This window comes from Streptomyces sp. NPDC031466, assembly GCF_055581265.1.
The window spans coordinates 146,844-171,790 of sequence record NZ_JBVIJT010000016.1 but is presented as its reverse complement, the minus strand read 5'-3'; the positions used below and the strand labels follow the sequence as shown (position 1 = coordinate 171,790).

General features: G+C 71.9%; 19 protein-coding genes and 1 pseudogene. 8 read left to right on the top strand and 12 right to left on the bottom strand.

Annotated elements, in window-relative coordinates:
• Positions 1-273: 273 nt before the first annotated feature.
• Together ACZ5GP_RS32630 and ACZ5GP_RS32625 are read right to left on the bottom strand one after the other, a co-directional pair.
• Complete coding sequence (locus ACZ5GP_RS32630; RefSeq protein WP_468754273.1) at positions 274-4,950, bottom strand: ATP-dependent helicase; 4,677 nt, start codon at positions 4,948-4,950, stop codon at positions 274-276.
• A gap of 163 nt (positions 4,951-5,113) precedes the next feature.
• Positions 5,114-6,094 (bottom strand): hypothetical protein, encoded by a 981-nt coding sequence (locus ACZ5GP_RS32625; RefSeq protein ID WP_468754272.1) that lies wholly within the window; start codon positions 6,092-6,094, stop codon positions 5,114-5,116.
• Between the two features lie 78 nt (positions 6,095-6,172).
• Here ACZ5GP_RS32625 and ACZ5GP_RS32620 point away from each other — a divergent pair, with 78 nt between their 5' ends.
• Together ACZ5GP_RS32620 and ACZ5GP_RS32615 are read left to right on the top strand one after the other, a co-directional pair.
• On the top strand, positions 6,173-6,367 hold the full coding sequence (locus ACZ5GP_RS32620; RefSeq protein ID WP_358582006.1) for a DUF3046 domain-containing protein: 195 nt from the start codon (positions 6,173-6,175) through the stop codon (positions 6,365-6,367).
• A gap of 153 nt (positions 6,368-6,520) precedes the next feature.
• A complete protein-coding gene (locus ACZ5GP_RS32615) occupies positions 6,521-7,795 on the top strand; it encodes an AI-2E family transporter (protein ID WP_468754271.1) in 1,275 nt (424 codons plus the stop codon).
• A gap of 57 nt (positions 7,796-7,852) precedes the next feature.
• Here the strand turns inward: ACZ5GP_RS32615 and ACZ5GP_RS32610 are convergent, their stop codons facing one another.
• On the bottom strand, positions 7,853-9,019 hold the full coding sequence (locus ACZ5GP_RS32610; RefSeq protein WP_468754270.1) for a winged helix DNA-binding domain-containing protein: 1,167 nt from the start codon (positions 9,017-9,019) through the stop codon (positions 7,853-7,855).
• 318 nt (positions 9,020-9,337) lie between these two features.
• Between ACZ5GP_RS32610 and recA the strand changes: the two genes are divergently transcribed.
• From recA to ACZ5GP_RS32590, 4 genes and pseudogenes are all read left to right on the top strand, one after another.
• Complete coding sequence (recA, locus tag ACZ5GP_RS32605) at positions 9,338-10,462, top strand: recombinase RecA (RefSeq protein WP_361088106.1); 1,125 nt, start codon at positions 9,338-9,340, stop codon at positions 10,460-10,462.
• 3 nt (positions 10,463-10,465) lie between these two features.
• Positions 10,466-11,248, top strand: coding sequence for a recombination regulator RecX (recX, locus tag ACZ5GP_RS32600; RefSeq protein WP_468754269.1), 783 nt, complete (start codon positions 10,466-10,468; stop codon positions 11,246-11,248).
• A 144-nt stretch (positions 11,249-11,392) separates the two neighbouring features.
• On the top strand, positions 11,393-12,163 hold the full coding sequence (locus tag ACZ5GP_RS32595; RefSeq protein ID WP_468754268.1) for an ArsR/SmtB family transcription factor: 771 nt from the start codon (positions 11,393-11,395) through the stop codon (positions 12,161-12,163).
• Positions 12,160-14,696, top strand: a pseudogene (locus tag ACZ5GP_RS32590) (FtsX-like permease family protein). Before ACZ5GP_RS32595 ends, ACZ5GP_RS32590 begins: the two are co-directional and overlap by 4 nt.
• A 69-nt stretch (positions 14,697-14,765) precedes the next feature.
• Here ACZ5GP_RS32590 and ACZ5GP_RS32585 read toward each other — a convergent pair.
• From ACZ5GP_RS32585 to ACZ5GP_RS32550, 8 genes are all read right to left on the bottom strand, one after another.
• Positions 14,766-15,161 (bottom strand): rhodanese-like domain-containing protein, encoded by a 396-nt coding sequence (locus tag ACZ5GP_RS32585; RefSeq protein WP_468754292.1) that lies wholly within the window; start codon positions 15,159-15,161, stop codon positions 14,766-14,768.
• On the bottom strand, positions 15,152-15,691 hold the full coding sequence (locus ACZ5GP_RS32580) for a cupin domain-containing protein (RefSeq protein WP_468754267.1): 540 nt from the start codon (positions 15,689-15,691) through the stop codon (positions 15,152-15,154). The genes ACZ5GP_RS32585 and ACZ5GP_RS32580 overlap by 10 nt, the downstream gene beginning before the upstream one ends.
• Before the next feature lie 81 nt (positions 15,692-15,772).
• Positions 15,773-15,844, bottom strand: a complete 72-nt coding sequence (locus ACZ5GP_RS32575; RefSeq protein WP_358701433.1) for a putative leader peptide — start codon at positions 15,842-15,844, stop codon at positions 15,773-15,775.
• A 136-nt stretch (positions 15,845-15,980) separates the two neighbouring features.
• Positions 15,981-17,693, bottom strand: a complete 1,713-nt coding sequence (locus ACZ5GP_RS32570; protein ID WP_468754266.1) for an FAD-dependent monooxygenase — start codon at positions 17,691-17,693, stop codon at positions 15,981-15,983.
• Between the two features lie 269 nt (positions 17,694-17,962).
• Positions 17,963-18,913 carry an amino acid ABC transporter permease gene (locus ACZ5GP_RS32565; protein ID WP_468754265.1) on the bottom strand — a complete coding sequence of 317 codons (951 nt, stop codon included), beginning with the start codon at positions 18,911-18,913 and terminating at the stop codon, positions 17,963-17,965.
• Positions 18,910-19,557 carry an amino acid ABC transporter permease gene (locus ACZ5GP_RS32560; protein ID WP_358582029.1) on the bottom strand — a complete coding sequence of 216 codons (648 nt, stop codon included), beginning with the start codon at positions 19,555-19,557 and terminating at the stop codon, positions 18,910-18,912. The genes ACZ5GP_RS32565 and ACZ5GP_RS32560 overlap by 4 nt, the downstream gene beginning before the upstream one ends.
• A gap of 96 nt (positions 19,558-19,653) precedes the next feature.
• Entirely contained in the window at positions 19,654-20,574 is a 921-nt protein-coding gene (locus ACZ5GP_RS32555; RefSeq protein ID WP_468754264.1) for a glutamate ABC transporter substrate-binding protein, read from the bottom strand.
• 45 nt (positions 20,575-20,619) lie between these two features.
• Complete coding sequence (locus ACZ5GP_RS32550) at positions 20,620-21,399, bottom strand: amino acid ABC transporter ATP-binding protein (protein WP_468754263.1); 780 nt, start codon at positions 21,397-21,399, stop codon at positions 20,620-20,622.
• A 274-nt stretch (positions 21,400-21,673) separates the two neighbouring features.
• On the opposite strand from ACZ5GP_RS32550, the gene ACZ5GP_RS32545 reads away from it, so the two are divergent.
• Together ACZ5GP_RS32545 and ACZ5GP_RS32540 are read left to right on the top strand one after the other, a co-directional pair.
• Complete coding sequence (locus ACZ5GP_RS32545; RefSeq protein ID WP_358582038.1) at positions 21,674-22,363, top strand: response regulator transcription factor; 690 nt, start codon at positions 21,674-21,676, stop codon at positions 22,361-22,363.
• A gap of 15 nt (positions 22,364-22,378) precedes the next feature.
• Positions 22,379-23,794: a sensor histidine kinase gene (locus ACZ5GP_RS32540; protein ID WP_468754262.1), complete on the top strand. Its 1,416-nt coding sequence runs from the start codon at positions 22,379-22,381 to the stop codon at positions 23,792-23,794.
• A 32-nt stretch (positions 23,795-23,826) separates the two neighbouring features.
• Here the strand turns inward: ACZ5GP_RS32540 and ACZ5GP_RS32535 are convergent, their stop codons facing one another.
• Positions 23,827-24,822, bottom strand: a complete 996-nt coding sequence (locus ACZ5GP_RS32535; RefSeq protein ID WP_468754261.1) for a TAXI family TRAP transporter solute-binding subunit — start codon at positions 24,820-24,822, stop codon at positions 23,827-23,829.
• Positions 24,823-24,947 lie beyond the last annotated feature (125 nt).

The following is a 24,947-nucleotide window of genomic DNA, read 5'->3' as shown; positions in this document are numbered from 1 at the left end:
GGAGTGCCTGAGGCGTGCCCGGGCTTGCTTGCCTGGCTGTCTGCCCGCTCGGCCGGGCGGGGCGGGGTGTGGAGGCCTGGCTGCCCGGCCTGGCGGGGTGGGGGTTCGCGGGTCTGGCTGCCTGCTCGGCTGGGCGGGGTGGGGGTACGCGGGTCTGGCTGTCACCCCGCTCGGCCGGGCGGGGATGTGCAGGCCTGGCTGCCCGGCCGGACAGGGTGGGGCCCGCCAGACGACGCCCGGAGCAGTGCGTCCGAGCCCGGTGGAAGCCCGCCGTTACGCGCGCAGGCGCAGGCCTCGGGGCGTGGCGAGGAAGCCGGCTCCTTCCAGGAGCGGGGCGAAGGGGGAGGTCAGTGCGGCGGCGCCGTTGACCCGCTCCACGGTGACCGTGCCGAGGGAGCCCGCTCGGGCGGCAGCGGCCAGGGCGCCGGCGGCCGCGGGCAGCCGCGTGTCTTCCGTGACCGGCTCACCGGGGGCGGCGGGCCAGGCCAGCAGGGTCTTGCCGCCGCGCTCCATGTACAGCGTCAGTTCGCCGTCGACCAGGACGACGAGGGAGCCCGCCTTGCGGCCCGGCTTGTGGCTCGCGCCGGTCGGCGGCTCGGGCCAGGGCAGCGCCGCGCCGTACGCGTTGGCCGGGTCGGCGGCGGCGAGGACGACGGCGGCCTGCGCGTCGGAGGGGCGCGCGCCCTCCGTGCGCTCCCGGGAGTTCGCCGTGGCCCGCAGGCGGTCCACCGCACCGTCCATCGCGAACTGGGCCGCGCCGAGCCCTTCCACGACGTAGCCCCGCCGGGCCTGGCCGTTGTCCTCGAAGGCCGACAGGACGCGGTACGTCGCCGAGAAGCCGCCCTCGACGCCCTCGGCCGCCACCGCGCCCCGCGTGACCACGCCGTGCCGGTCCAGGAGCGAGCGGGCCAGAGCATGCGCGCGCAGCGTCGGGTCGGGCTCGCGCGGCGGGAGCAGCGACCAGCGGCCCGCCACGGTCGGCGGGCCGGTACGGGAGGCGGTGCGCGCGGCGGCGGTCAGCGTGCCGTAGCGCCCGCGCGGGATGCCTCGTCTGGCGCGGTGGGCGGTGGCGCCCGCGGTGCGGCCCGAGCCCAGGAGCGAGCGCATCGGGGCGAGGGTGTCGTTGGTGAGCCGCCCCGACCAGGCCAGGTCCCAGATGGCGTCGGCCAGTTGCGGGTCGGAGGACTCCGGGTGGGTGGTGGCGCGGACCTGGTCGGCGATCTGCCGGAAGAAGAGGCCGTACCCCCCGGAGAGGGTGTCCAGGACGGACTGGTGCAGGGCGCTGAGTTCCAAGGGGTGCGGGGGAGGCAGGAGCAGGGGCGCGGTGTCGGCGAGGTAGAGGGAGACCCAGCCGTCCTTTCCGGGCAGGGACCCGGCGCCGGCCCAGACCACTTCCCCGGCCGCGGTCAGTTCGTCGAGCATGGCCGGGGTGTAGCCGGAGACCCGTGAGGGCAGGACGAGCTTTTCGAGCGCGGACGCCGGGACCGTGGCCCCCTGCAACTGCTCGATGGCCCGCGCGAGGCCGTCCACGCCGCGCAGGCCGTGGCCGTTCAAGTGCTGCCACTGAGGAAGGAATTGGGCGAGTGCCGAGGGAGGCACCGGTTCCAGCTCGTGGCGCAGGGCCGCCAGGGAGCGGCGGCGCAGGCGGCGCAGGACCGCGGCGTCACACCACTCCTGGCCGATGCCCGCGGGGTGGAACTCGCCCTGTACGACCCGGCCGTTCGCCGCGAGGCGTTGCAGCGCGCCCTCGGTGACCGCCGTCCCGAGACCGAAGCGCGCGGCGGCCGTGGCGGACGTGAACGGGCCGTGTGTGCGCGCGAAGCGGGCCAGGAGGTCGCCGAGAGGGTCTTTGACCGGCTCGGTGAACGCCTCGGGTACGCCCACGGGCAGGGCGGTGCCGAGGGCGTCGCGCAGGCGGCCCGCGTCCTCGATCGCCGCCCAGTGGTCGGCCCCGGCGATCCGTACGCGGATGGCGCGGCGCGCGGACGCCAGCTCGGCGGCCCACTCGGGCTCCGCAGCGCGCTCGGCCAGCTCGGCCTCCGTGAGCGGCCCGAGCAGCCGCAGCAGGTCGGCCACGCCTTCGCGGTCCTTGATCCGGCGGTCCTCCGTGCGCCATTGCAGCTCTTGCTCCAGCTCGGCCAGGACGTCCGCGTCGAGCAGCTCGCGCAGCTCGGCCTGGCCCAGCAGTTCGGCGAGCAGGTGGGAGTCCAGGGAGAGGGCCGCCGCGCGCCGTTCGGCCAGCGGAGAGTCGCCCTCGTACAGGAACTGGGCGACGTACCCGAAAAGGAGGGAGCGGGCGAAGGGAGAGGGCTCGGGGGTCGTGACCTCGACGAGGCGCACGCTGCGGGACTCGATGTCACCCATCAGCTCGGTGAGGCCCGGTACGTCGAAGACGTCCTGGAGGCATTCCCTGACGGCCTCCAGGACGATGGGGAACGAACCGAACTCGCTCGCCACTTCCAGCAGTTGCGCGGCCCGCTGACGCTGCTGCCACAACGGGGTGCGCTTGCCGGGGCTGCGGCGCGGCAGCAGCAGGGCACGGGCGGCGCACTCCCGGAAGCGGGAGGCGAACAGGGCCGATCCGCCCACCTGATCGGTGACGATCTGGTTGACCTCGCCCTTGTCGAAGGCGACGTCACCGGCCCCGATGGGCGCCTTGTCCGCGTCGTACTCGACGGCGGGCTCGGCGGGATCCTGGTCGAGCAGGTCCAGGCCCATCAGGTCGGCGTCCGGCAGGCGCAGCACGATGCCGTCGTCGGCGTGCATGACCTGCGCGTCCATGCCGTACCGCTCGGTCAGGCGCGCGCCCAGGGCGAGCGCCCACGGGGCGTGCACCTGGGCCCCGAAGGGGGAGTGCACGACGACCCGCCAGTCACCCAGCTCGTCGCGGAACCGCTCGACCACGATCGTGCGGTCGTCCGGGATGTGCCCGCAGGCCTCGCGCTGCTCCGCGAGGTACGTCAGGACGTTGTCGGCGGCCCAGGAGTCGAGTCCCGCGGCCAGCAGCCGCTCGCGCGCGGCCTCCGGCGACAGGGCACCGACCTCCCTGAGGAAGGCGCCGAGCGCACGGCCCAGTTCGAGCGGGCGGCCCAGCTGGTCACCCTTCCAGAAGGGCAGGCGGCCCGGGACGCCGGGGGCGGGGGAGACGAGCACACGGTCACGGGTGATGTCCTCGATGCGCCAGGAGCTGGTGCCGAGCGTGAAGACGTCACCGATACGCGACTCGTAGACCATCTCCTCGTCCAGCTCGCCGACGCGGCCGCCGCCCTTCTTGGGGTCGGCGCCTGCGAGGAAGACCCCGAAGAGGCCGCGGTCGGGGATCGTGCCTCCGGAGGTGACCGCCAGCCGCTGGGCGCCCGGCCGTCCGGTGACCGTGCCCGCCACGCGGTCCCAGACCACGCGGGGACGCAGCTCGGCGAAGGCGTCGGAGGGATAGCGGCCCGCGAGCATGTCCAGGACGGCCGTGAACGCGGACTCCGGGAGCGAGGCGAAGGAGGCGGCCCTGCGGACGACCGTGAGGAGGTCGTCGACCTGCCAGGTGTCGAGCGCGACCATCGCCACCAGCTGCTGCGCCAGCACATCCAGCGGGTTGGCCGGAACGCGCAGCGACTCGATGGCACCGGTCCGCATCCGCTCCGTGACCACGGCGGCCTGGACGAGGTCCCCCCGGTACTTCGGGAAGACGACGCCGGTGGAGACCGCGCCCACCTGATGGCCCGCGCGGCCCACGCGCTGCAACCCGGAGGCGACGGACGGCGGCGACTCGACCTGCACGACCAGGTCGACCGCTCCCATGTCGATGCCCAGCTCCAGGCTGGACGTGGCGACCACGGCCGGCAGCCTGCCCGCCTTCAGGTCCTCCTCGACCTGCGCGCGCTGCTCCTTGGAGACCGAGCCGTGGTGGGCGCGGGCCAGGATCGGTGGGGCGCCCTTGGCGGCGCCGGATTCGGCCATCAGCTCGGCGGGCGAGTGGTCCTCGGGGAGGGCCTCGCCGGTCGCCCGCTCGTACGCGATCTCGTTGAGGCGGTTGCACAGGCGCTCCGCCAGGCGGCGGGAGTTGGCGAAGACGATCGTCGAGCGGTGCGCCTGGACGAGGTCGGTGATGCGCTCCTCGACGTGCGGCCAGATCGAGGGGCGCTCGGCCGCCGGGCCCGTGCCGTCCCCGGAGTCGGCGACCGGGGAGCCGCCCAGCTCTCCCAGGTCCTCGACGGGGACGACCACCGAGAGGTCGAACTTCTTGCCGGACGGGGGCTGGACGATCTCCACCTTGCGCTTGGGGGAGAGATAGCGCGCCACCTCGTCCACCGGCCGCACGGTCGCCGACAGGCCGATGCGGCGCGCGGGCTTGGGCAGCAGCTCGTCGAGCCGCTCCAGGGACAGCGCGAGATGGGCGCCGCGCTTGGTGCCCGCGACGGCGTGCACCTCGTCGAGGATCACCGTCTCGATGCCGGTGAGCGCCTCCCTGGTGGCCGAGGTGAGCATCAGGAAGAGCGATTCGGGGGTCGTGATCAGGATGTCCGGCGGGCGGGTGGACAGGGCGCGCCGCTCGGCGGCCGGGGTGTCACCCGAACGGATGCCCACGCGCACCTCGGGCTCGGGCATGCCCAGGCGCACGGCCTCCTGGCGGATGCCGGTCAGCGGGCTGCGCAGATTGCGCTCCACGTCGACCGCGAGGGCCTTCAGCGGCGAGACGTACAGCACCCGGCAGCGCTTCTTCGGGTCCGCCGGTGGCGGGGTCGAGGCGAGCTGGTCGAGTGCGGCCAGGAACGCGGCCAGCGTCTTGCCGGAACCGGTCGGCGCGACGACCAGCACGTCGGAGCCCTCGCCGATCGCCCGCCAGGCGCCGGCCTGGGCGGAGGTGGGCGCGGAAAAGGCCCCCGTGAACCAGCCGCGGGTCGCGGGGGAGAACTCGTCGAGGGCGCCGTGGGCACCGGACGCGGAGCTGACCATGCCCCCATCGTGCACCCCGCCACTGACAACGGCGTCGACCTGCGGAAACGGTGTCGCGGACAGGTTGCGGAATGGCTCCGGAGGGGGGTGGCGGCGGGGAGCGCTCGCGCGGCAATCATGCGCCCCTCTCCCAGCTTCCCGGCACGGCGTTGCAAGTCGCCCCTCAGCCGATGGACCGTCCGTGGGCCCGCAGTGTGCGCAGCGCCTCGATGGTCACGATCGGCCGCGATTCCAGGGCCGTGGTCGGCGCCCACTGCCGCCACCGGACGGGCCAGCCGCCGTCCTCCTGCTGTTCCCGCGCCAGGAAGTCCAGCGAGCGCTCCATCTCGGCGTCGGTGAACCAGGCGCGGGCGAGCGACTCGGGATCTCTCGCGAAGTCGTGCGCGAAGTGGTGCTCACCGGGCGCGTATCCGGGCGATACGGGATACGCGGCCAGGTTGTCGGGGTCCAGCGCGGCCAGCCGCTGCTCGCGCACGAGGCGGCCGAGGCGGTCGGCGGCGGCCTCGGCACGCGGACGGTCGGGTGCGCCGTCGAGGAAGGCGACGGCCGCCTGCACCTCGTACGGGTGCGACTTTTCCAGCGATTCGACGGCGGCCCAGCAGAAGTCGGTGGCCCGGAAGAGCCAGGCGTGCCACACCTCGTTGCGGTGCAGCAACCCGACCACGGGACCGGTGGAGAGCAGCTCGCCGGGCGGATCGTCCACGACAGGCGCGAACGGCGCCGAAGGGTAGCCGCGCTGGCTGGGATGGATCGCGGGAAGAGCACCCTCCGCCGTCGAAAGGGACGTCAGACAGCGGCAGACACGCTCCACCCGCTGCCCGCCGCAGCGCCGGATCGAGTCCAGGACCCGGAGCGCGTGCCCGGTGTGCAGCGGCTGGCTCACGGGGCCGCGCAGATCGGGTTCGAGTCCGTAGCCGTACCCCCCGTCCTCGGTGGCGTAGGCGGCGAGAGCGGTCTCCACGGCGTCCGCGGCCCGGTCGCCGCCGTCGAGGAAGTGGTACGTGAACCGCCGCTGCTCCAGGACACGCGCGGTGAGCCAGACGAAGTGCTCGGCGCGGGCGAGCGGCGAGGAGGCCGCCGTGTCGGGGGAGGGCACTGGGTCGAGGGAGGGCACTGGGTCGAGGGATGCTCCGGTTTCGGCCATGTCCCGACCGTAGGGCGAAAGAGCCCTCGCCGAGCCCCCTGCGCAGGGCTGCACTCTCAGGGGCGCGATACTGGAGGCATGCGGTTGACGGTCTTCTGGCAGCGGATGGCGGCCCACTTCGGAGCGGGGTACGCCGACTCCTTCGCGCGCGATCACGTGATGGCGGAACTGGGCGGCCGGACGGTCCACGAAGCCCTGGACGCCGGCTGGGAGGCCAAGGACGTCTGGCGTGCGGTCTGCGCGGCCATGGACGTACCGCCCGAAAAACGCTGACCACAGGCGGCTCACCGAAGCGCCGGCCACGAAGGGCACGGCGGCCGCAGGGTGGCGTCACGCGCGCGTGGGCACTCCCCGGATGGCGCGCGGGTCGTCCCAAGACGCGGGGGGCGGCGACCGATCGGCGGCGGAGTGGGCGAGACTGGCCCCGTGGCACCCACAGACGAGACCGCGCAGGTCACCCAGGACACCGCCCCGCTCGGCACGAGGCCGCCCGCTCAGCCCCCCTCCGGGGCACAGGCGGGGAACGGCGCCCGCATGCCGCGGTGGCTGCCGCGTGCCATGGTGCTCGCCCTCGCCCTCATCGCCTGCTTCCAGCTGGGCAGTTGGGCCTTCCACCAGCTGACCGGACTGCTGATCAACGTTCTGATCGCGTTCTTCCTGGCGCTGGCCGTCGAGCCGGCGGTGAGCTGGATGGCCGCGCGGGGCCTGCGCCGCGGCTTCGCCACGTTCATCGTCTTCATGAGCGTCGTGATCGCCGGCGCGGGCTTCGTGACGCTGATGGGCTCGATGCTCGCGGGCCAGATCGTGGACATGGTCGAGGACTTCCCCGACTACCTCGACAAGGTCATCAGCTGGATCAACCAGACGTTCCACACCGAGCTGTCGCGCGTCGAGGTGCAGGACAGCCTGGTCCACTCCGACTGGCTGCAGAAGTACGTCCAGAACAGCGCCAGCGGCGTCCTGGACGTCTCCGCGCAGGTCCTCGGCGGCCTCTTCCAGCTCCTGACGATCCTGCTGTTCTCGTTCTACTTCGCCGCCGACGGACCGCGGCTGCGGCGCGCCCTGTGCTCGGTGCTGCCGCCGGCCAAGCAGGCCGAAGTGCTGCGCGCCTGGGAGATCGCGGTCGACAAGACGGGCGGCTACCTCTACTCCCGCGGCCTGATGGCGCTGATCTCCGGGATCGCCCACTACATCCTGCTCCAGGCCCTCGACGTCCCCTACGCGCCCGTGCTCGCCGTGTGGGTGGGCCTGGTCTCCCAGTTCATCCCGACGATCGGCACGTATCTGGCGGGCGCCCTGCCGATGCTGATCTCCTTCACGGTCGAACCCTGGTACGCGCTCTGGGTGCTGATCTTCGTGGTGATCTACCAGCAGTTCGAGAACTACGTGCTGCAGCCCAAGCTCACCGCCAAGAGCGTGGACATCCACCCCGCGGTCGCCTTCGGCTCGGTCATCGCGGGAACGGCGCTCCTCGGCGCGGTCGGCGCGCTCATCGCCATCCCGGCCGTCGCGACCCTCCAGGCCTTCCTGGGGGCGTACGTGAAGAGGTACGACGTCACGGACGACCCCAGGGTGCACGGCCACCGGCGCCGGGTCGGGCCACCCCTCCTCGCGCGCGTGCGGCGCGCGTTGCGCGGGCCGAACGACCCGGGGGAGGCGGCGGAGTCCGAGACCCCTCCGGAACCGGACGGGCGACCGTAGGTCCCGCGGCTTGCGTGGGGCCTCGAAGGGGTCACCGGTGACGGGAGGAACTACTGGTCACAGGGGCAGCAGGCGGACCTCGGCACCGTTGAGGCGGGCTGCGGGGAACTTGGCCCACCAGTGGTGATGGCGGCCGTAGACCTTCGTGTCGCGGCCCGCGAGGAGGGCCGTGAGGGAGCGGGCCTCCGCGTCGAGCCCCTCCCAGCTCTCGGGCGACAGAGGGTGGAAGGCCGTGGCCTCGATGGCGCCGTCCACCTGCCGCCACACCCCGGCGACACGGCCGTCCACCAGGAGAGTGGGTAGCACGTCGCCGTTGTTCCTGATCACCAGAGGGCGGTAGGCCGGGGGTATCACCCGGCTGCGGTCGGCGTGGGCCAGCAGAACGCTGTCCCACATCGCCATGAGCCGAGGCGGGGCGGGCGTGCCCGCGGCCGGCCGCGGCGCGCCAGGGACGTCGAACAGCGTGCTGCCGTCCGGCCCTTGGAGCACCTCGACGGCGTCGTCCAGAGACAGGAGCGCCTCGCGGACGAGCTTGCGCCGCACCATGGAGAACTGCGCCACGTCCGCCACGGACGCGGGTCCGAACCCCGCGAGATAGCGCATGATCAGGGCGCGCAGGGCCTCTGATTCCCCTGCCCCTTCCTCTGCTCCTCCCGCAGGCGGCGGGCCTGCTCCGGCCGCCACGAAGGACGGCCGGGCGCCGAACGACCACGGCGCGCCGGTCGGGGCGTGGTGGAGCGGTGCGTACGCCTTCAGCCCCCACAAGGCCCCACCGGCCTTCTCGGCGCCGAGACGCTCCTCGGCCCAGGCCAGCATCTCGCCCGAGGTCCGCGGCCGGTCGGCGAAGGCCAGCACCTCGGGCACCAGTTCCTCGGCGTCCCCGGGCGTCAGACCCGTGGCGGCGAAACGGTCGCCGAGCCGGGAGGCGCGCAGGATCGGCCGGATCGCTCCCCGGAAATCCCGGTAGTCCTCGGCGCACACGGCGTGCAGGGTGATCCGCATCAGGGTCGCCTTGACCACCGTGCGGCCGGCGAAGGCGGCGTCGAGTTCGGCCGGAGCGAAGTCGGTGAGCCGGTTCCAGAGCGCGAGGTACGGCGAGGCCGGGTGCTGTGCCTGGAGCGCGACCACACGCCGTATGCCGTCCTGGACCGTCAGCGGTTCACGTTCCAGCAGCAGCTGGCGGCTGAGGGTGGCCCGGTTGAGTTCGTCCGCGGTGATCATCACAGCGCTGGATTCTGCCCGGCGCACCTCGTCCGGGCCAGGGGTCGGGCTGCCTCGCCGCCCCGCACGAGTACACCCGCCGCCGCGGTCGCCGGGGCGGTGGGCCCCGCTTGACACTAAAATCGAACATCCATTCTCATGGGGTGTCCGGCGGCGATTTTCCGGGGGTGCGAGGGGGATCCCTGGCACGCTCCGGAGGATTTCGGTGAGGGATGGCCTCGAGTTATCCACAGGCTGGACGGGCGTCGAGGCGGATTGTCAGTGGCAGGCGTTAGCGTCTTTGACGTGAAGCGATCGACACAAGCAAATCGGGTGGAACCCATGGCAGGAACCGACCGCGAGAAGGCGCTCGACGCCGCGCTCGCACAGATTGAACGGCAATTCGGCAAGGGCGCAGTGATGCGCATGGGCGAGCGGCCGAACGAGCCCATCGAGGTCATCCCCACAGGATCGACCGCGCTCGACGTCGCGCTCGGCGTCGGCGGTATCCCGCGCGGCCGTGTGGTGGAGGTGTACGGACCGGAGTCCTCCGGTAAGACGACCCTCACCCTGCACGCGGTGGCGAACGCGCAGAAGGCCGGCGGCTCGGTGGCCTTCATCGACGCGGAGCACGCCCTCGACCCCGAGTACGCGAAGAAGCTCGGCGTCGACATCGACAACCTCATCCTGTCCCAGCCGGACAACGGCGAGCAGGCTCTCGAGATCGTCGACATGCTGGTCCGCTCCGGCGCCCTCGACCTCATCGTCATCGACTCCGTCGCCGCGCTGGTGCCGCGCGCGGAGATCGAGGGCGAGATGGGCGACTCGCACGTGGGTCTGCAGGCCCGCCTGATGAGCCAGGCGCTCCGGAAGATCACCAGCGCGCTCAACCAGTCCAAGACCACCGCGATCTTCATCAACCAGCTCCGCGAGAAGATCGGCGTGATGTTCGGCTCCCCGGAGACCACGACCGGTGGCCGGGCGTTGAAGTTCTACGCCTCGGTGCGCATGGACATCCGGCGTATCGAGACCCTGAAGGACGGCACGGACGCGGTGGGCAACCGCACCCGCGTCAAGGTCGTCAAGAACAAGGTCGCGCCGCCCTTCAAGCAGGCCGAGTTCGACATCCTCTACGGCCAGGGCATCAGCCGTGAGGGCGGTCTGATCGACATGGGCGTGGAGCACGGCTTCGTCCGCAAGGCCGGCGCCTGGTACACGTACGAGGGCGACCAGCTCGGCCAGGGCAAGGAGAACGCCCGTAACTTCCTGAAGGACAACCCCGACCTCGCCAACGAGATCGAGAAGAAGATCAAGGAGAAGCTGGGCGTCGGCGTGCGGCCCGAGGCCCCGGCCGTCGAGCCGGGCGTGGACGCGGCGGCTGTGACCCCGGTCGAGGACGCCGCCAAGACGGTGCCCGCGCCGGCGGCCAAGGCCACCAAGTCCAAGGCCGCGACAGCCAAGAGCTAGCCCGTGACGCGACGAACCGACTGGGCGGACCACACCGCCCCCGAAAGCCGCCCCGGCACGGTGGGACGGGGCCGCGGGGACGGTGTGGATCAGGACGGCGCCGGGCAGGGCGCCGACCGTGACTTCCATGAGGGGGACGGCATCGGCTTCCGGGGCGGTGACGCCCACGAGGAGGACGGCACCGGCCGGCGCGGCGGGCGCCGACGACGCCGTGGCGGCTTCGGTGACCACCAGGACAGCGGCTCCCCTCCCTCGTCGAGGGCCGAGAAGGGGGAGCCGCCCACGGGGGACCCGGCTGAGCGGGCGCGGGCGATCTGTCTGCGCCTGCTCACCGGTACCGCTCGCACCCGCAAGCAGCTCGCCGACGCGCTGCGCAAGCGGGAGATCCCCGACGATGTGGCGGAAGAAGTCCTCTCCCGCTTCGAAGAGGTCGGTCTGATCAACGACAGCGCCTTCGCGGACGCCTGGGTGGAGTCCCGGCACCACGGCCGGGGCCTGGCCCGCCGCGCGCTCGCCAGGGAGCTGCGCACCAAGGGCGTGGAATCCACGCTGATCGACGAGGCCGTGGGGCAGCTCGACCCGGAGCAGGAGGAGGCGACCGCGCGCGAGCTCGTCGCCCGCAAGCTTCGTTCCACACGCGGCCTCGACCGGGACAAGCGGTTGCGCCGCCTTGCGGGCATGCTCGCCCGCAAGGGCTACGGGGAGGGCATGGCGCTCAGAGTGGTCCGTCAGGCTCTGGAGGAAGAGGGCGAGGAGACGGAGGACTTGGGGTACGAGGCGTTCTGAGCAGGCCGCTCCCACGGGGGTGGGGCGGCAACCGGAACGGTCCACGTACCCCGACCAGCGCTCCGCGGGGTGGGGTTAACCCCCCTGCGGGGACGCCGGGCCACCGCAGTGCACAGGAACCTGTGCACAGGCGACTGTGTACGCATGGCACAGGCACCCGGCACCACTGACACGGCGCAGGCCCCCGACGCGGCCTCCGGCTCGGCCCCGGACACGGCCTCCGACCGGGTTCTGATGGCCCCGGCCCCGTCGCCCGTCCCGGGGCGGCCCCCGCCCCCGGAAGAACTGTCCGACCTCCGCGTGCTCAAGGCACTCGCACAGCCGCGGCGGCAGCAGATGCTGCACCACCTCACCGTGCACGGCCCGGCCACCTCGGCGACGCTCGCCAGGGCCCTCGGCCTCAACACCGGCGCCACCAGCTACCACCTGCGCGAGCTGGCACGCTACGGCTTCGTCGAGGAGACACACGGCTCCGGGCACGGACGTGAGCGCTGGTGGCGGGCCCTCCCCGGCGACCGCCGCTTTCCGCCGCGAAGTCGGCAGAGCGGCGCGACACGGCTCGTCATGGACGAACTCAACCGCCTCTCGTACGCCGCCGACCTCGACCTCTTCGAGCAGGCGCAGCGGGACGCGGGCACCGAACCGGGCGAGTGGGCCGACGCGTTCCCCTATGCGCGCGGCACGATCCGGCTGACCCTCCCCGAACTCCGCGCGTTCTTCGAGGAGTACATCGCGCTGCTCAACCGCTACAAGCGGCCCGACGCCGACACCCCGAACCGCGCCCACACGGTGCTCACCCGCTTTCTGGCCTTCCCCGCACCCGCACCCGCTCCCGCCTTCGCGCCAGCCACACCTGCCGCACCCGCCGTGCCCGCCGCCTCCGGCGACAACCGAAGAGAGACCGAACCCTCATGATGCTGCGCTACGCCTTGCAGACCGTCAGAGACCGCAAAGGCGGATTTCTGGGCGCCTTCCTCGCGCTGATGTGTGCGGCCGCTCTGATCACGGCCTGCGGCACTCTCCTGGAGACCGGCCTGCGCGGCACCATCAAGACCGAGCGCTACGCCGCCGCCCCCGTGCTCGTCTCCGCCGATCAGAACGTCCACCGGACCATCGTCAAGCACAAGAAGGGCAAGACCAAGGTCAAGCACAAGGCGAAACCCCTCGCGGAACGGGCGTGGCTGCCGGCCGCCGCCATCGGGGACAGGATCGAGAAGACCCCGGGAGTCAAGAGTGTCGTACCCGAACTGACCTTCCTCGCGCAGCCGTTGGCGCCCGCCGCGGCGAGAGGCCCGCGTACGGGCACGCCTGGAGTTCCGCCGCGCTCACCCCCTTCCGTCTCGTCGCGGGCGGCGCCCCACGGGCGGCCGGTGACCTCGTCATCGACCGTGCCCTCGCCGACCGCGCGGGACTGACGCCCGGCGACCGGCTCACCGTCCAGTCGACGCGAAGCCCCCGCAGCTACCGCGTCACGGGCATCGCCGCCCCCGCGGACGGCGCCCTCGCCCACCAGACCTCGCTCTTCTTCTCCTCCGCGGAGGCGGAGCGGCTCGCGGCGCACCCCGGCAAGGTCACCGCGTTCGGTGTCGTCCCGGCCAAGGGCACCGACGCCGCCGACCTCAAGGAGGCCCTCCAGCACGCTCTGGACAGCACGACCGCGAGGGTCAGCACGGGCGACGACCGCGGTCCCGTCGAGTTCCTGGACGCGGCCGGAGCCCGCGTCAAGCTCGTCAGCATGGGCGGCGCCATGGGCGGCACGTCCCTCCTGGTCGCCGTCCTTGTCGTCGTCGGTACCTTCGCCCTCTCCGTCCAGCAGCGCCACCGCGAACTCGCCCTGCTGCGTGCCGTCGCCGCGACGCCGAAGCAGATCCGCAGGCTTCTGGGGCGCGAGGCGCTGCTCATCGGAGCCGTGGCGGGCGTCATCGGATCGCTCGCCGGGCTTCCGCTCGGCGGCTGGCTGTACCTCCGGTTCGTGGAGACGGGGACCGTGCCCGCCACCCTCGAACACACCGTCAGCGTCCTCCCGCCCTTCGCCGCCATCGGCGCGACCCTGCTCGGCGCCTGGGCCGCCGCCCGCGTCGCCGGGCGCCGGATCGTCCGCATCCGGCCCGCCGAAGCCCTCGCCGAGGCCCGCACCGAGCCGGCACGGCCGGCCTGGAGCCGGATCATCGCCGGTCTGCTCCTGTTCGTCGGCGGCACCGTCCTGATCGTCGTGCTGAGCATGCTGCGCACCGAGGCCGCGTCCACTCCCGTGACCTTCCTGGCCGTCGTGGTCTTCGCCTGCGCCATCGCACTCCTCGGCCCGTTCGCCGTCCGGGCGGCGGCCGCCCTGCTGCGCGGACCCCTCCGGCTGACGGGCCCCGCGGGCAAGCTCGCTCACGCCAACCTGCGCGGCAACGCGGCCCGACTGGCCGCCGCCGTCACCCCGCTCGCCCTCCTCACCGGCATGACGTGCACCGTCTTCTTCGTCCAGCCCACCTTGGACACCGCGGCCGGCGCCGAGGCCCGCGCCGGCACCCGCGCGAACTGGGTGCTCGCCGCGCAGGGGCCGGGCATCCCGGCGCAGGCCGCCCGGGAACTTCGTAGGACCGAAGGCGTCGAGGCCGTCACCGAGGTCGTCCGCACCACCGTGCGCGTGGGGCTCGACAAGTACCCGGCGCAGGGCGTCACGCCCGAAGGCCTCCAGAGGACCTGGGATCCCGACGTCACCGCCGGCTCCCTGAAGGGCTTCGGCGAGGGCAGCGCCGCCGTCAGCGAACTGGCCGCCGACCGCCTGGGACTGAAGCCGGGCAGCAGGCTCACGTTCACGCTGGGAGACGGCACGAAGGCCGAACTGACCGTCCGCGCCGTGTACGCCCGCGGGCTCGGGTTCGGCGATCTGACCATGGCGCACGACCTGGTCGCCCGCCACGTCGACAACCCGCTCGCCGCCACGGCCCTCGTCAAGAGCGACCGTACGCGGGAACAACTCGCGGCAGTCGTGCAGAAGTTCCCGGGCATCGACGTTCTGGACCCGGCTGCCGCCGACAGCCTTCGGGCGGAGCGCCGGCAGGCCAACGCCGACGTGAACCTCATCGCCATGGGCCTCGTCCTGGCCTTCACCGCCATCGCGGTCGTCAACACCCTCGCGATGTCGGTGTCCGAGCGCGTCCGTGAGTTCGCGATGCTCCGGCTCGCGGGCGCCACGCGCCGCCAGGTGCTGCGGATGCTGCGCACGGAGGCGCTGGCGGTGCTGCTCATCGGCACGGCCCTCGGCAGCGGGGTGGCCCTCGCCGTCCTGACCGCGTTCAGCGTGGGCATGACGGGCAGCGCGGCGCCGACGGTCACGCCACTGGTGTACCTGTCCGTGCTCGCGGTCGCCGGGCTGCTCGCCCTGGTGGCGACCGCGCTGCCCGGCCGCGCCGCCCTGCGGCCGCTCCCCGTCACGGTGGCGACGGCCAAGGAGTAGCGCGCCCAGGCGGTACGCAGGGGTGGGCGCATCCGGCCGGCGACGGCCGGATGCGCCCACCGGTCGCGTTCACGGTGTGACCGGGAGTCCCGACGCTCGCCACGCCTGGAAGCCGCCGATCAGATCGGTCGCGTGCCGCAGCCCCAGCTGCCGCAAAGATGCCGCCGCGAGGCTCGACGCGTACCCCTCGTTGCAGATCACGACGGTACGCAGGTCGTGACCGGTGGCCTCCGGAGCGCGATGGGAGCCCTGGGGGTCGAGGCGCCACTCCAGTTCGTTGCGTTCGACGACCAGCGCCCCGGGGATCAGCCCGTCCCGCTCGCGCAGGGCCGCGTACCTGATGTCGACCAGCAGGCCACCGCCTTCGGAGAGGGCGTACGCCTCCTCGGGGGTGACCCGCTCGAGGTCGAGCCGTACGCGCTCCAGCAACGCGTCGATGCCGAGCGGCTGTTCACTCACTGCCAGTCCTCCGGGCGTTCCACGGACTCCAGGCGGAGCACTTCGCCGGTGCGGCTGTAGCGGCGGATCCGAGGCAGGGGCGGGTAGTAGGCGTGTACGGAGATGGCGTGCTCGGTGGTCGACTCGTTGAGCACCTCGTGTACGTGGTTGCGGCCGAAGGCACGACCCTGACCACGCGCCAGTTCCCGTTCCCGGTCGACGTCTTCGGAGAGCTCCAGGGTCTTCCAGCCGTCGGTGGGCAGACGTACGGCGAGGGAGTTCTCCTTGAGCGTGCCGGCCGCGGTGAGGAACGCGCCGACCGACTCCGCGTGATCGTGCCAGCCGGTGCCGGTGCCCGGCGGCCAGCCGATCAGCCACGCCTCGCTGCCGCCCGGCCCCGCGAGGCGCACCCAGGTGCGGCCCTCGGGGTCCAGTGGCAGGGAGGCGATGAGCCGGGCGTCGGCCGCGCTGCGGCGTACGAAGTCGAGGAGTTCGGCGGCGGTGGGAGCCGTCGGGCGCGCGGGCGTGCGCGAGGAGGTGATGGCGGAAACAGACACGGGTACCGTCCAGGAAGTTCGCTGAAGAGCGCGCGAGCAGGCCGCGGGAAGGCGCTCAGCGCGCAGATGACAGACGCGGCATCAGCAGGACGGGAGACACACGCAGCCCGCGTAGCGGACGAGGTCCATGTGGACCCTCCGCCACAGGCGCACATCGGTGTCGGTCACGATCCGGAGTAGACCATGGAGGTGGGAGGCGGTCAACTGCTGCTCAGCATGCGGTCGCCAGGGTCCCGGCGACCGGTCGTCGCCCCGCTCCCCACGTCACCGCCCGCCCCGTCCCCGCCCCTCACTTCGCCGGGCGCCCGGCCCGGGCCTTCGCCCCGCTGCTCCCCTCCGCGCTCACTCGGGCCGCCCCGCCACCGCCACCGTCCCGGTGCGCGTCGCCACCGGCGTCCGCCGCTTCACCGGTCCCGTCCTTGGCGGCGCGCCTCACCGGCTTCGCGCCGCCCACCGCCGCCTCGGCCGCCGTGTACAGCTCGGCGGGGCGCACTCCGGAGAGCGCGGTGACCAGGTGACCGTCGGGGCGGATGAGCAGGACGGAGTGCGCGGCGGCCCCGGGGTAGCTCTCCGCGACGAGCAGTTCGGCAGGGTGCGGCAGCGCCGTGACGGCGGCGGCGAGGCGCGGCATGATCCCGGCCGTCACCCAGTGCCGCCGCTCCCACACCACGGTGCCCGGCGCGACCAGGAGGACGAGGAGCCGGCCGAGCCCGAGCCGCTCCCGCAGCTGGACGAACGAGCCGTCGGGCGCCGTCACCTGCACATCGGCCACGGGCGCACCCACCTCCGTGCCCACCGCCACCTCGGACTCCGAGGGGGCGGGCGCCAGCGGCGAGTCCGCGTACGACGAGGGCGCGCCGAGCGGCCCGCGCCCCACGTGGCCGTCCGTGAGGAGCGCGTCGTGCCCGCGCGCGGATCCCGGCACGTAGGAGCGCAGGCCCTTGCCGCCCCGCAGTACCGGCAGCGACTGGTCGGCGGCGCGCAAACGCGCGGCCACGCCCGCCCGCCGCTCGGCCTGGTAGCTGTCGAGCAGCGCGTCGCGCTCGCCGTGGTGCCAGGCGAGCGCCAGTTTCCACGCGAGGTTGTCGGCGTCCCGCAGCCCCTCGTCCAGCCCCTGCGTGCCGAGCGCGCCGAGCAGATGCGCGGCGTCCCCGGCGAGGAAGGAGCGGCCGACCCGCCACCGGCGGGCGAGCCGGTGGTGGACGAGGTGGACGCCGGTGTCGAGCAGTTCGTACGGCGGTGTGGAGCCCCCGCACCAGCCGGCGAGGGTCTCCCGGATCCGCTGGACGAGGGCGTCGGGGGTCACCAGCTCGCCGCGCGGCGGCAGCAGCCAGTCGAGGCGCCACACCCCGTCGGCCAGCGGGCGCCCCGTCACCTCGGCGCCCGCGCCGCGCCACGGAGGCATCCGGTGCAACAACGCCTCACCGGGCCAGGGAAGTTCCGTCCGCAGTGCTGCCACGGCGTGTCGCTCGACGGCCGTACGGCCGGGGAAGCGGACGTCGAGCAGCTTGCGCACCGTCGAGCGGGACCCGTCGCAGCCCACCAGGTAACTGCCCCGCCACCATGTGTCCTTTGGTCCGCGCGTGTGGGCGCTCACTCCGGAGGAGTCCTGTTCCAGGGCGTCGAGCTTGCTCTCCGCCGCGATCTCGACCAGGCGCTCGTGGGCGATGGCGTCGCGCAGCGCGCCGATCAGTACGTGCTGCGGCACGTGCAGCGGGGCGGGCACGTCGTCCCCGAAGGAGAGCTCCCGCATCACCTGCTTGCGCCGAAGGGACCGCCAATTGGTCCAGCGCGCACCCGACCGCGGATCGCCGAGCGAGTGGCCCACCAGCCGTTCCACGAAGCCGGCGGTGTCCTCCCGGAGCACGACCGTCCGCGCGAGGCGCTGTTCGTCCTTGCCGGGACCTTCGTCCAGGACCACCGTGGGCACCGAGTGGCGGGCGAGGGCGAGAGCCAGTGCGAGGCCGACGGGGCCCGCGCCGACGACGATCACCGGGTCCACGGCGCACACCCTCCGGCCCGTCGGGATCCGAGGGTCCGGGCTGCCCGGAGGCGCTGGACGTACCTACAGGAGCTGGCAGTTGGAGCCCGGTGCACGATCACAGAACGTATGCAACCCATTGCCGGTGCTTGCGTCAAGTGACGACGGCAGTGGCGTTCACCAGGAAGTAACAGCGGAGCGGCCTACCGGGAGGGGGATACGGGCCGGGGGAAACGAGTGTGGGGGGCGACTCGGTGGCCACCCCCCCCACACACTACGTCGACGCTACGTCAGTTGGGTTTCCCAACGGAGCCGTCGGTGTCGTCGGTCGGGCCCTTGTCCGCCTCCGTGGCCACCGTCGGGCCGAGCGGCGTGGCCGCGTCCAGTACGGCGGGCGTCTCCGCGGGCTCCGCCGCGGCGGCCACCACGATGCCGGTCTTGGCGCGGCGCCCGCGCTTCTCGATCCAGGTGGCCAGCGAGGAGAGCGCCAGGCAGAGCCCGATGTAGATGGCACCCACGACCGCGACCGTCTGGACGAAGGGGTACGTGCCGTTCACGGGGGTGTTGTTGGCGATCAGCCGCGCCGAGTACAGCAGCTCCGGGTAGAGGATGATGTAGCCGAGCGAGGTGTCCTTGAGCGTCACCACGAGCTGGCTGATGATCGTCGGCAACATGGAGCGCACGGCCTGCGGGAACAGGATGCCGGCCGTCACCTGCGTCTTGCTCATGCCCAGGGCGTAGGCGGCCTCCCGCTGGCCCTTCGGCACGGCGTTCACGCCCGCGCGCAGGACCTCGGCCTGGACACAGCCGTTGTAGATCGACAGGCCGAGGACCAGCGCCCAGAACGGCGTCACGTCGCCGACGATGCCGACCCACAGGGCGAAGATCGTGATCAGCAGCGGGATCGACCGGAAGAGGTCGATGAAGATCACCGAGGCCCAGCGCACCACCCGGTGCTCGGACAGCCTGCCGACACACAGCACGACCGCGAAGGCCAGCGAGAGCACCGCGGCGAGCGCGAAGGCCTTGAGCGTGGCCAGGAGCGCTTCGAAGATGTTCTCGCGGATGCCGGAGTAGTTGAAGATGTCCCACAGGGCGCCTTCGAACTCGCCCTTCTCGTTGAGCCGCAGGACGGCCCAGACGATCAGGCCGAGGACCGCCGCGGTGCCGGCGATCGAGTAGATCCGGTTGCGGACCTTGGCCTTGGGCCCGGGTGCGTCGAAGAGGACACTGGCACTCATCGGGCGACCTCCATGCGGTGCTCCAACAGCCGGAAGGCGCCGTTGATGGCGTACGTGATGATCAGGTACGCGACCGTGATCCAGACGAAGATCATGGCTATGTCGTAGCCCTCGTTGCTGAGGGTCTTGGCGACGTTGAACAGGTCGACGTTGTCGAAGCTGCCCGCGATGGCGGAGTTCTTCGTCAGCGCGATGAAGATCGACCCCATCGGGGCGACCACCGCGCGGGTGGCCTGCGGGAGCACCACCACCCGCATGACCTGCGTGAAGCTCATGCCGATCGCGCGGGCCGCCTCGGCCTGGCCCATCGGCACGGTGTTGATGCCGGAGCGCAGTGCCTCGGCCACGAACGACGAGGTGTAGAACCCCAGCGCCACGACGCCGAGCACGAAGGAGTCCATGTCCGGGAAGAGGATCTTCGGAAGGATGAAGAAGGCCACCAGGAACAGCAGCGTCAGCGGGGTGTTCCTGAGGATGTTCACCCACAGGGTGCCGAAGACGCGCAGCGGCGGCACCGGGGAGACGCGGAATGCGGCGATGATCACGCCGAGCACCATGGCGATGACCCCGCTGACCACGGTCAGCTCCACGGTGCCGATGAACCCCTCGCGGAACAGCGACAGGTTGTCGGTCAATACGTTCATGAATTCTCCGCGAGAGGGCGGTCGGGCGGCGATGGGCTCACAGGACGCCCCGCCCCGTACGGACGTGTCGGCCGTACGAAGCGGGGCGCGGGGGTCCTACTTGGGGTCGGTGAAGGCCGGCGGGTCCTTGTACTCGGAGCCGGACTTGCCGAGGGTGGCCTCGAAGGCCTTCTTGTAGTCGCCGTTCTCCTGGTGCGCCTTGATGGCGTCCGCGACGGCCTTCTGCAGGGCCTTGTCGCCCTTCTTGAGGCCGACGCCGTAGGGCTCGTCGGAGAAGGGCTTGCCGACGACCTTGAGCTTCTTCGGGTTCTGCGCCGCGTAACCCATCAGGATGGCGTCGTCGGTGGTGACGGCGTCGACCTGGTCGTTGAGCATCTGCGCCACGCACTCGGAGTACTTGGACAGCTCGGTCACCTTGGCGCCGTACTTCGGCTTCTTGATGTTCTGCAGCGGCGTGGAGCCGACGATGGAACAGACCTTCTTGCCGCGGACGGTCTCCGGGCCCTTGATGTCCTTCTCGTCCTTGCGGACCAGCAGGGAGGCGCCGGCGTGGTAGTACGGCCCGGCGAAGTCGATCTGCTTCTTGCGCTCGTCGTTCATCGTGTACGTGCCGATCATCAGATCGACGTCGCCCTTGGAGACCGCGGTCTCACGGGCGCCGGAGTCGACCGTCTTGTACTCGATCTGCTTCGCCGAGAAGCCCAGGTCCGCCGCGATCATCTTCGCGATCTCGATGTCGAAACCGGACCGCTCCTTGGTCGACTGGTCCTCGAAGCCCAGGTACGGCTGGTCGGCCTTGGCGCCGACGATCAGCTTGCCGCGCTTCTTGGCCGCCTTGAAGACGGACGAGTCGACCGACGCGTCCTTCTTGACCGTGTAGCTGAGGGCCTTGGTGTCCTTGCTGTCCGGGCCCTGCGGCTTGTCGCCGGCGGAGCCCTCCTTGCCGCCGCAGGCGGTGGCGGTCAGCGAGAGCGCGGCGACGGCCGCCGCCACGGCAACGGACTTACGGAGCTTCATGGGGAACATCCTTTGTTTCGACTGGAGTTGAGACGGCGTGAAGCCTCAGTGTTTAAGGATCTTCGACAGGAAGTCCTTGGCCCGGTCGCTGCGCGGGTTGCTGAAGAACTGGTCCGGCGTGGCCTCTTCGACGATCCGGCCGTCCGCCATGAAGACGACACGGTTCGCCGCCGACCGGGCGAAGCCCATCTCATGGGTGACGACGATCATCGTCATCCCGTCGCGGGCGAGCTGCTGCATCACCTCGAGGACCTCGTTGATCATCTCCGGGTCGAGCGCCGACGTGGGCTCGTCGAAGAGCATCACCTTGGGGTCCATCGCCAACGCGCGTGCGATGGCGACGCGTTGCTGCTCACCGCCGGAGAGCTGCGCGGGGTACTTGTCGGCCTGTGAGGCGACACCCACGCGGTCCAGCAGGGCGCGGGCCTTCGTCTCGGCCTCCGCCTTGCCGGTCCTGCGCACCTTGGTCTGGCCCAGCGTCACGTTCTCGAGCACCGTCTTGTGCGCGAAAAGGTTGAACGACTGGAAGACCATGCCCACGTCCGCACGGAGACGGGCCAGCTCCTTGCCCTCCTGGGGCAGCGGCTTGCCGTCGATCGAGATGTCTCCCGAGTCGACCGTCTCCAGGCGGTTGATGGTGCGGCACAGGGTCGACTTGCCCGACCCGGAGGGGCCGATCACCACGACGACCTCGCCGCGGGCGATGGTCAGGTCGATGTCCTGGAGGACGTGCAGAGCGCCGAAGTGCTTGTTGACGTTCTTCAGCACGACCAGGTCGTCCGCCCCGGGCGGTATGGCGTCCTTGGTCACCGATACTTCGGTCACGGCTTGTTGCTCCATCCTCCTCGGTTGGGGAGGACAGTAATCACCCAGTGCGACCAGCGTCATTACATCTGAGGGGAAATTGAGCATAACGATCCGGCCGCAACCGGACACTCCGTGTGAAGAGGGCCCACGATGTCCGTACCGGCTGGATAACGGAACGTGTCCGTGACCCGAACCCTCTTGACGCGGTCCTTATTCATCGGCGTGGATGCCTTGGTGCGCTCGCGCGACTACCGGCCACGGTCGAACCACGGATGAATTGGAGGGGGCCCGTATGAGACTGCTTCTTGTCGAGGACGACGATCACGTGGCCGCCGCCCTGTCCGCGATCCTGGCCCGCCACGGCTTCGACGTCGTGCATGCCCGCAGCGGCGAGGAGGCGCTGCAGGCCCTGCTCCCCGCGCAGGCGCCCCCCTTCGGAGTGGTGCTCCTCGACCTCGGCCTGCCCGACCAGGACGGCTACGAGGTGTGCGGCAAGATCCGCAAGCGGGGCTCGACGCCGGTGATCATGGTGACGGCCCGCTCGGACGTGCGCTCCCGGATCCACGGCCTCAACCTCGGAGCCGACGACTACGTAGTGAAGCCCTACGACACCGGAGAACTCATCGCCCGCATCCACGCGGTCATCCGGCGACCCACCCCCGGCGGCGCGGCGGTACCGGGCGACAGCGAGTTGCGGCTGGGAGCCGTGCACATCGAACTGCCCACCCGGCAGGTCAGCGTGGACGGTTCGGTCGTCCAACTGACCCGCAAGGAGTTCGACCTGCTCGCCCTCCTCGCCCAGCGCCCCGGCGTGGTGTTCCGCCGCGAGCAGATCATCAGCGAAGTCTGGCGCACCAGTTGGGAAGGGACGGGACGCACGCTGGAAGTGCACGTGGCGTCCCTGCGGGCCAAGCTGCACATGCCGGCGTTGATCGAGACGGTGCGCGGCGTCGGCTACCGCCTCGTCGCCCCGGCCACGTAGCAAGAGCGAGGACCGGTGCGCTCACGCCTCCTCCCGTTGCTGATCGTCCTCATGGCGGGCGTCCTGCTCGCGCTCGGCTTCCCGCTGGCCGTCAGTGTCGCGGCGGCGCAGCAGCAGAAGGTGGTCGTCGACCGGATCGACGACACGGCACGCTTCGCCTCCCTCGCGCAGTTCGTCACCAAACGGCCCTCGGGATCCCGCGTCAAGGGCGACACCGACGAGCGCCGCGAGACCCTGCAGAAGGAACTCGACGACTACTACGACGTCTACGGCATCAGGGCAGGCGTCTTCTACCGCGACGACAGCCCCATGGCCCACGCCCCCGCCACCTGGTACCTGCCCACCGAGGGAGACATCCGCGGCGCTTTCCGGGAAGCCCTGCGCTCCCGGGGCAGCCACGACCCCGAGCAGGTGTGGCCGTGGCGGCGCGGCCGCCTCGCCGTCGCGTCCCCGGTGATCAAGGACGGGGACGTCATCGCCGTCGTCGTCACCGACTCGCCGACCGGGCGGATGCGTTCCAAGACGCTGTACGGCTGGCTGCTGATCGCCGCCGGGGAGTCCGCGGCCATGCTCCTGGCCGTCGGAGCGGCCCTGCGGCTCACGGGCTGGGTGCTGCGCCCCGTGCGCGTCCTGGACGCCACCACGCACGACATAGCCACCGGACGCCTCAAATCGCGTGTCGCGGCCGCCGGCGGACCACCGGAACTCAGGCGCCTCGCCCGGTCGTTCAACGAGATGGCGGACCACGTCGAGGACGTGCTCGAACAGCAGCGCGCCTTCGTCGCCGACGCCTCCCACCAATTGCGCAACCCCCTCTCCGCCTTGCTGCTGCGCATCGAGCTGCTCGCCCTCGAACTGCCCGAGGGCAACGAGGAGATCGCCTCGGTCCGCACCGAGGGCAAGCGCCTCGCCCAGGTCCTCGACGACCTGCTCGACCTGGCGCTGGCCGAGCACGCCGCGGCGGACCTGCGCCTCACCGACATCGGCGAACTGGCCGCCGAGCGCGTCGCCTCCTGGCGGCCGCTCGCCGAGCAGCGGGGGGTACGGCTGACGGGCGAGTGCCCGGCGACCACCGGCTGGGCCGACCCGGTCGCCCTCTCCAGCGCGCTGGACGCGGTGATCGACAACGCCTTGAAGTTCACCCCCGAAGGCGGACCGGTCCACGTGGAGGTCTCCTCGGGCAACGGCTCGACGACCGTCGTGGTAACCGACGGCGGCCCCGGGCTCACCGACGACGAGCTGGCCCGCGTCGGCGACCGCTTCTGGCGCAGCAACCGCCACCAGAACGTCAAGGGCTCGGGCCTCGGCCTGTCCATCTCGCGGGCCCTGCTCACGGCGGGCGGCGGCTCCATCGCGTACGCGCGGAACGAACCGCACGGCCTGAAGGTGAGCGTCAGCGTCCCCCGCAGCGAGCCGTCAACGGGCCCCTGAGGGCCGTTCCGCGGCCCTGCCAGGGGCACCGCTCACGGCTTGACCGAGCGGTAGTAGCGGCGCGCCCCCTCGTGCAGCGGCAAGGGGTCGGTGAACAGGGCGGTGCGCAGGTCCACCAGCTGGGCCGCGTGCACCTGATCGCCGATGTGGTCCCGGCTGTCGATGACGGTGCGGGTCAGCCCGGCGGTGAGGTCGGCGTCGGCCCGGTCGGTGGTGACCAGGAGGTTGGCCACCGCCAGGGTCGGCACGGCGGAGCCCTGCTGGGCGTGCGGATAGGCGTCGGCCGGCATGGTCGCGGCCCGGTAGTAGCGCGAGGCGCCACCCTGCTCGTGCAGCTTGTCGACGAGGTAGCCGAGTCCGACGAGGCGAATGTCCGTCTTCTTCGAAAGCACCCGCACAGAGGTGGTCGGCAGCCCGCCCGACCAGAAGAAGGCGTCGATCGAACCACTCCGCAACAAATCCGGCATGGTGTCGATGCCCGCCGACACCGGCTCGATGTCCGCCCGCGGGTCGAGCCCCGCGGCGTCCAGCACCCGGTCCGCTATCAGCCGCACGCCGGAGCGGCCCTGCCCCACCGCCACCCGCTTGCCCCGCAGATCCGCCACGGAGTGGATGTCGGAGCCCCGGGGCACCACGAGCTGCACGTAGTCGTCGTAGAGGCGCGCGCAGCCGCGCAGGCGGTCCGCCCCGGGCGCGCCCTCGAGGCGGTACTTCTCCACGGCGTCGGCGGCCGCGATGGTGAAGTCGGCCTCCCCCGTGGCCACCCGCTCGACGTTCTGCGGCGACCCCTGGCTGTTGCGGAGATCGACGTCCACCTCCGGCATGTCCTGCGAGATCGCCGTGCGCAAGAGCTTGCCGTACCGCTCGTACACGCCGTTGCGCACGCCCGTGCTGAACGTGATCCGGCCGCTCGGGGAGCTCTCGCCCATGGGCATCAGCCACCACACCAGCAGCCCGAACACCACGAGCGCGGCGGCCGCGCCCTGAAGGGCGCGGCGCCTGCCGATGCGGGGGAGTGCCTGGAGCATGCGCGCGATCCTGCCAGCACCCTCCCCGGGATGACCAGGGGCGAGGTCACACCTCGCGGCCCTGACGGCCGCCCCGGGGGGCCCCGGCCGCCGTCCCCGGCCACGCGCGCGTGGCGACCCCGTAC

Bases quoted from the DNA above. Each gene is read 5' to 3' on its own strand.
- ACZ5GP_RS32630 (WP_468754273.1), bottom strand. From the start codon at position 4,950: ATGGTCAGCTCCGCGTCCGGTGCCCACGGCGCCCTCGACGAGTTCTCC.
- ACZ5GP_RS32625 (WP_468754272.1), bottom strand. From the start codon at position 6,094: ATGGCCGAAACCGGAGCATCCCTCGACCCAGTGCCCTCCCTCGACCCA.
- ACZ5GP_RS32620 (WP_358582006.1), top strand. From the start codon at position 6,173: ATGCGGTTGACGGTCTTCTGGCAGCGGATGGCGGCCCACTTCGGAGCG.
- recA (WP_361088106.1), top strand. From the start codon at position 9,338: ATGGCAGGAACCGACCGCGAGAAGGCGCTCGACGCCGCGCTCGCACAG.
- ACZ5GP_RS32595 (WP_468754268.1), top strand. From the start codon at position 11,393: ATGGCACAGGCACCCGGCACCACTGACACGGCGCAGGCCCCCGACGCG.
- ACZ5GP_RS32565 (WP_468754265.1), bottom strand. From the start codon at position 18,913: ATGAGTGCCAGTGTCCTCTTCGACGCACCCGGGCCCAAGGCCAAGGTC.
- ACZ5GP_RS32560 (WP_358582029.1), bottom strand. From the start codon at position 19,557: ATGAACGTATTGACCGACAACCTGTCGCTGTTCCGCGAGGGGTTCATC.
- ACZ5GP_RS32555 (WP_468754264.1), bottom strand. From the start codon at position 20,574: ATGAAGCTCCGTAAGTCCGTTGCCGTGGCGGCGGCCGTCGCCGCGCTC.
- ACZ5GP_RS32545 (WP_358582038.1), top strand. From the start codon at position 21,674: ATGAGACTGCTTCTTGTCGAGGACGACGATCACGTGGCCGCCGCCCTG.
- ACZ5GP_RS32535 (WP_468754261.1), bottom strand. From the start codon at position 24,822: ATGCTCCAGGCACTCCCCCGCATCGGCAGGCGCCGCGCCCTTCAGGGC.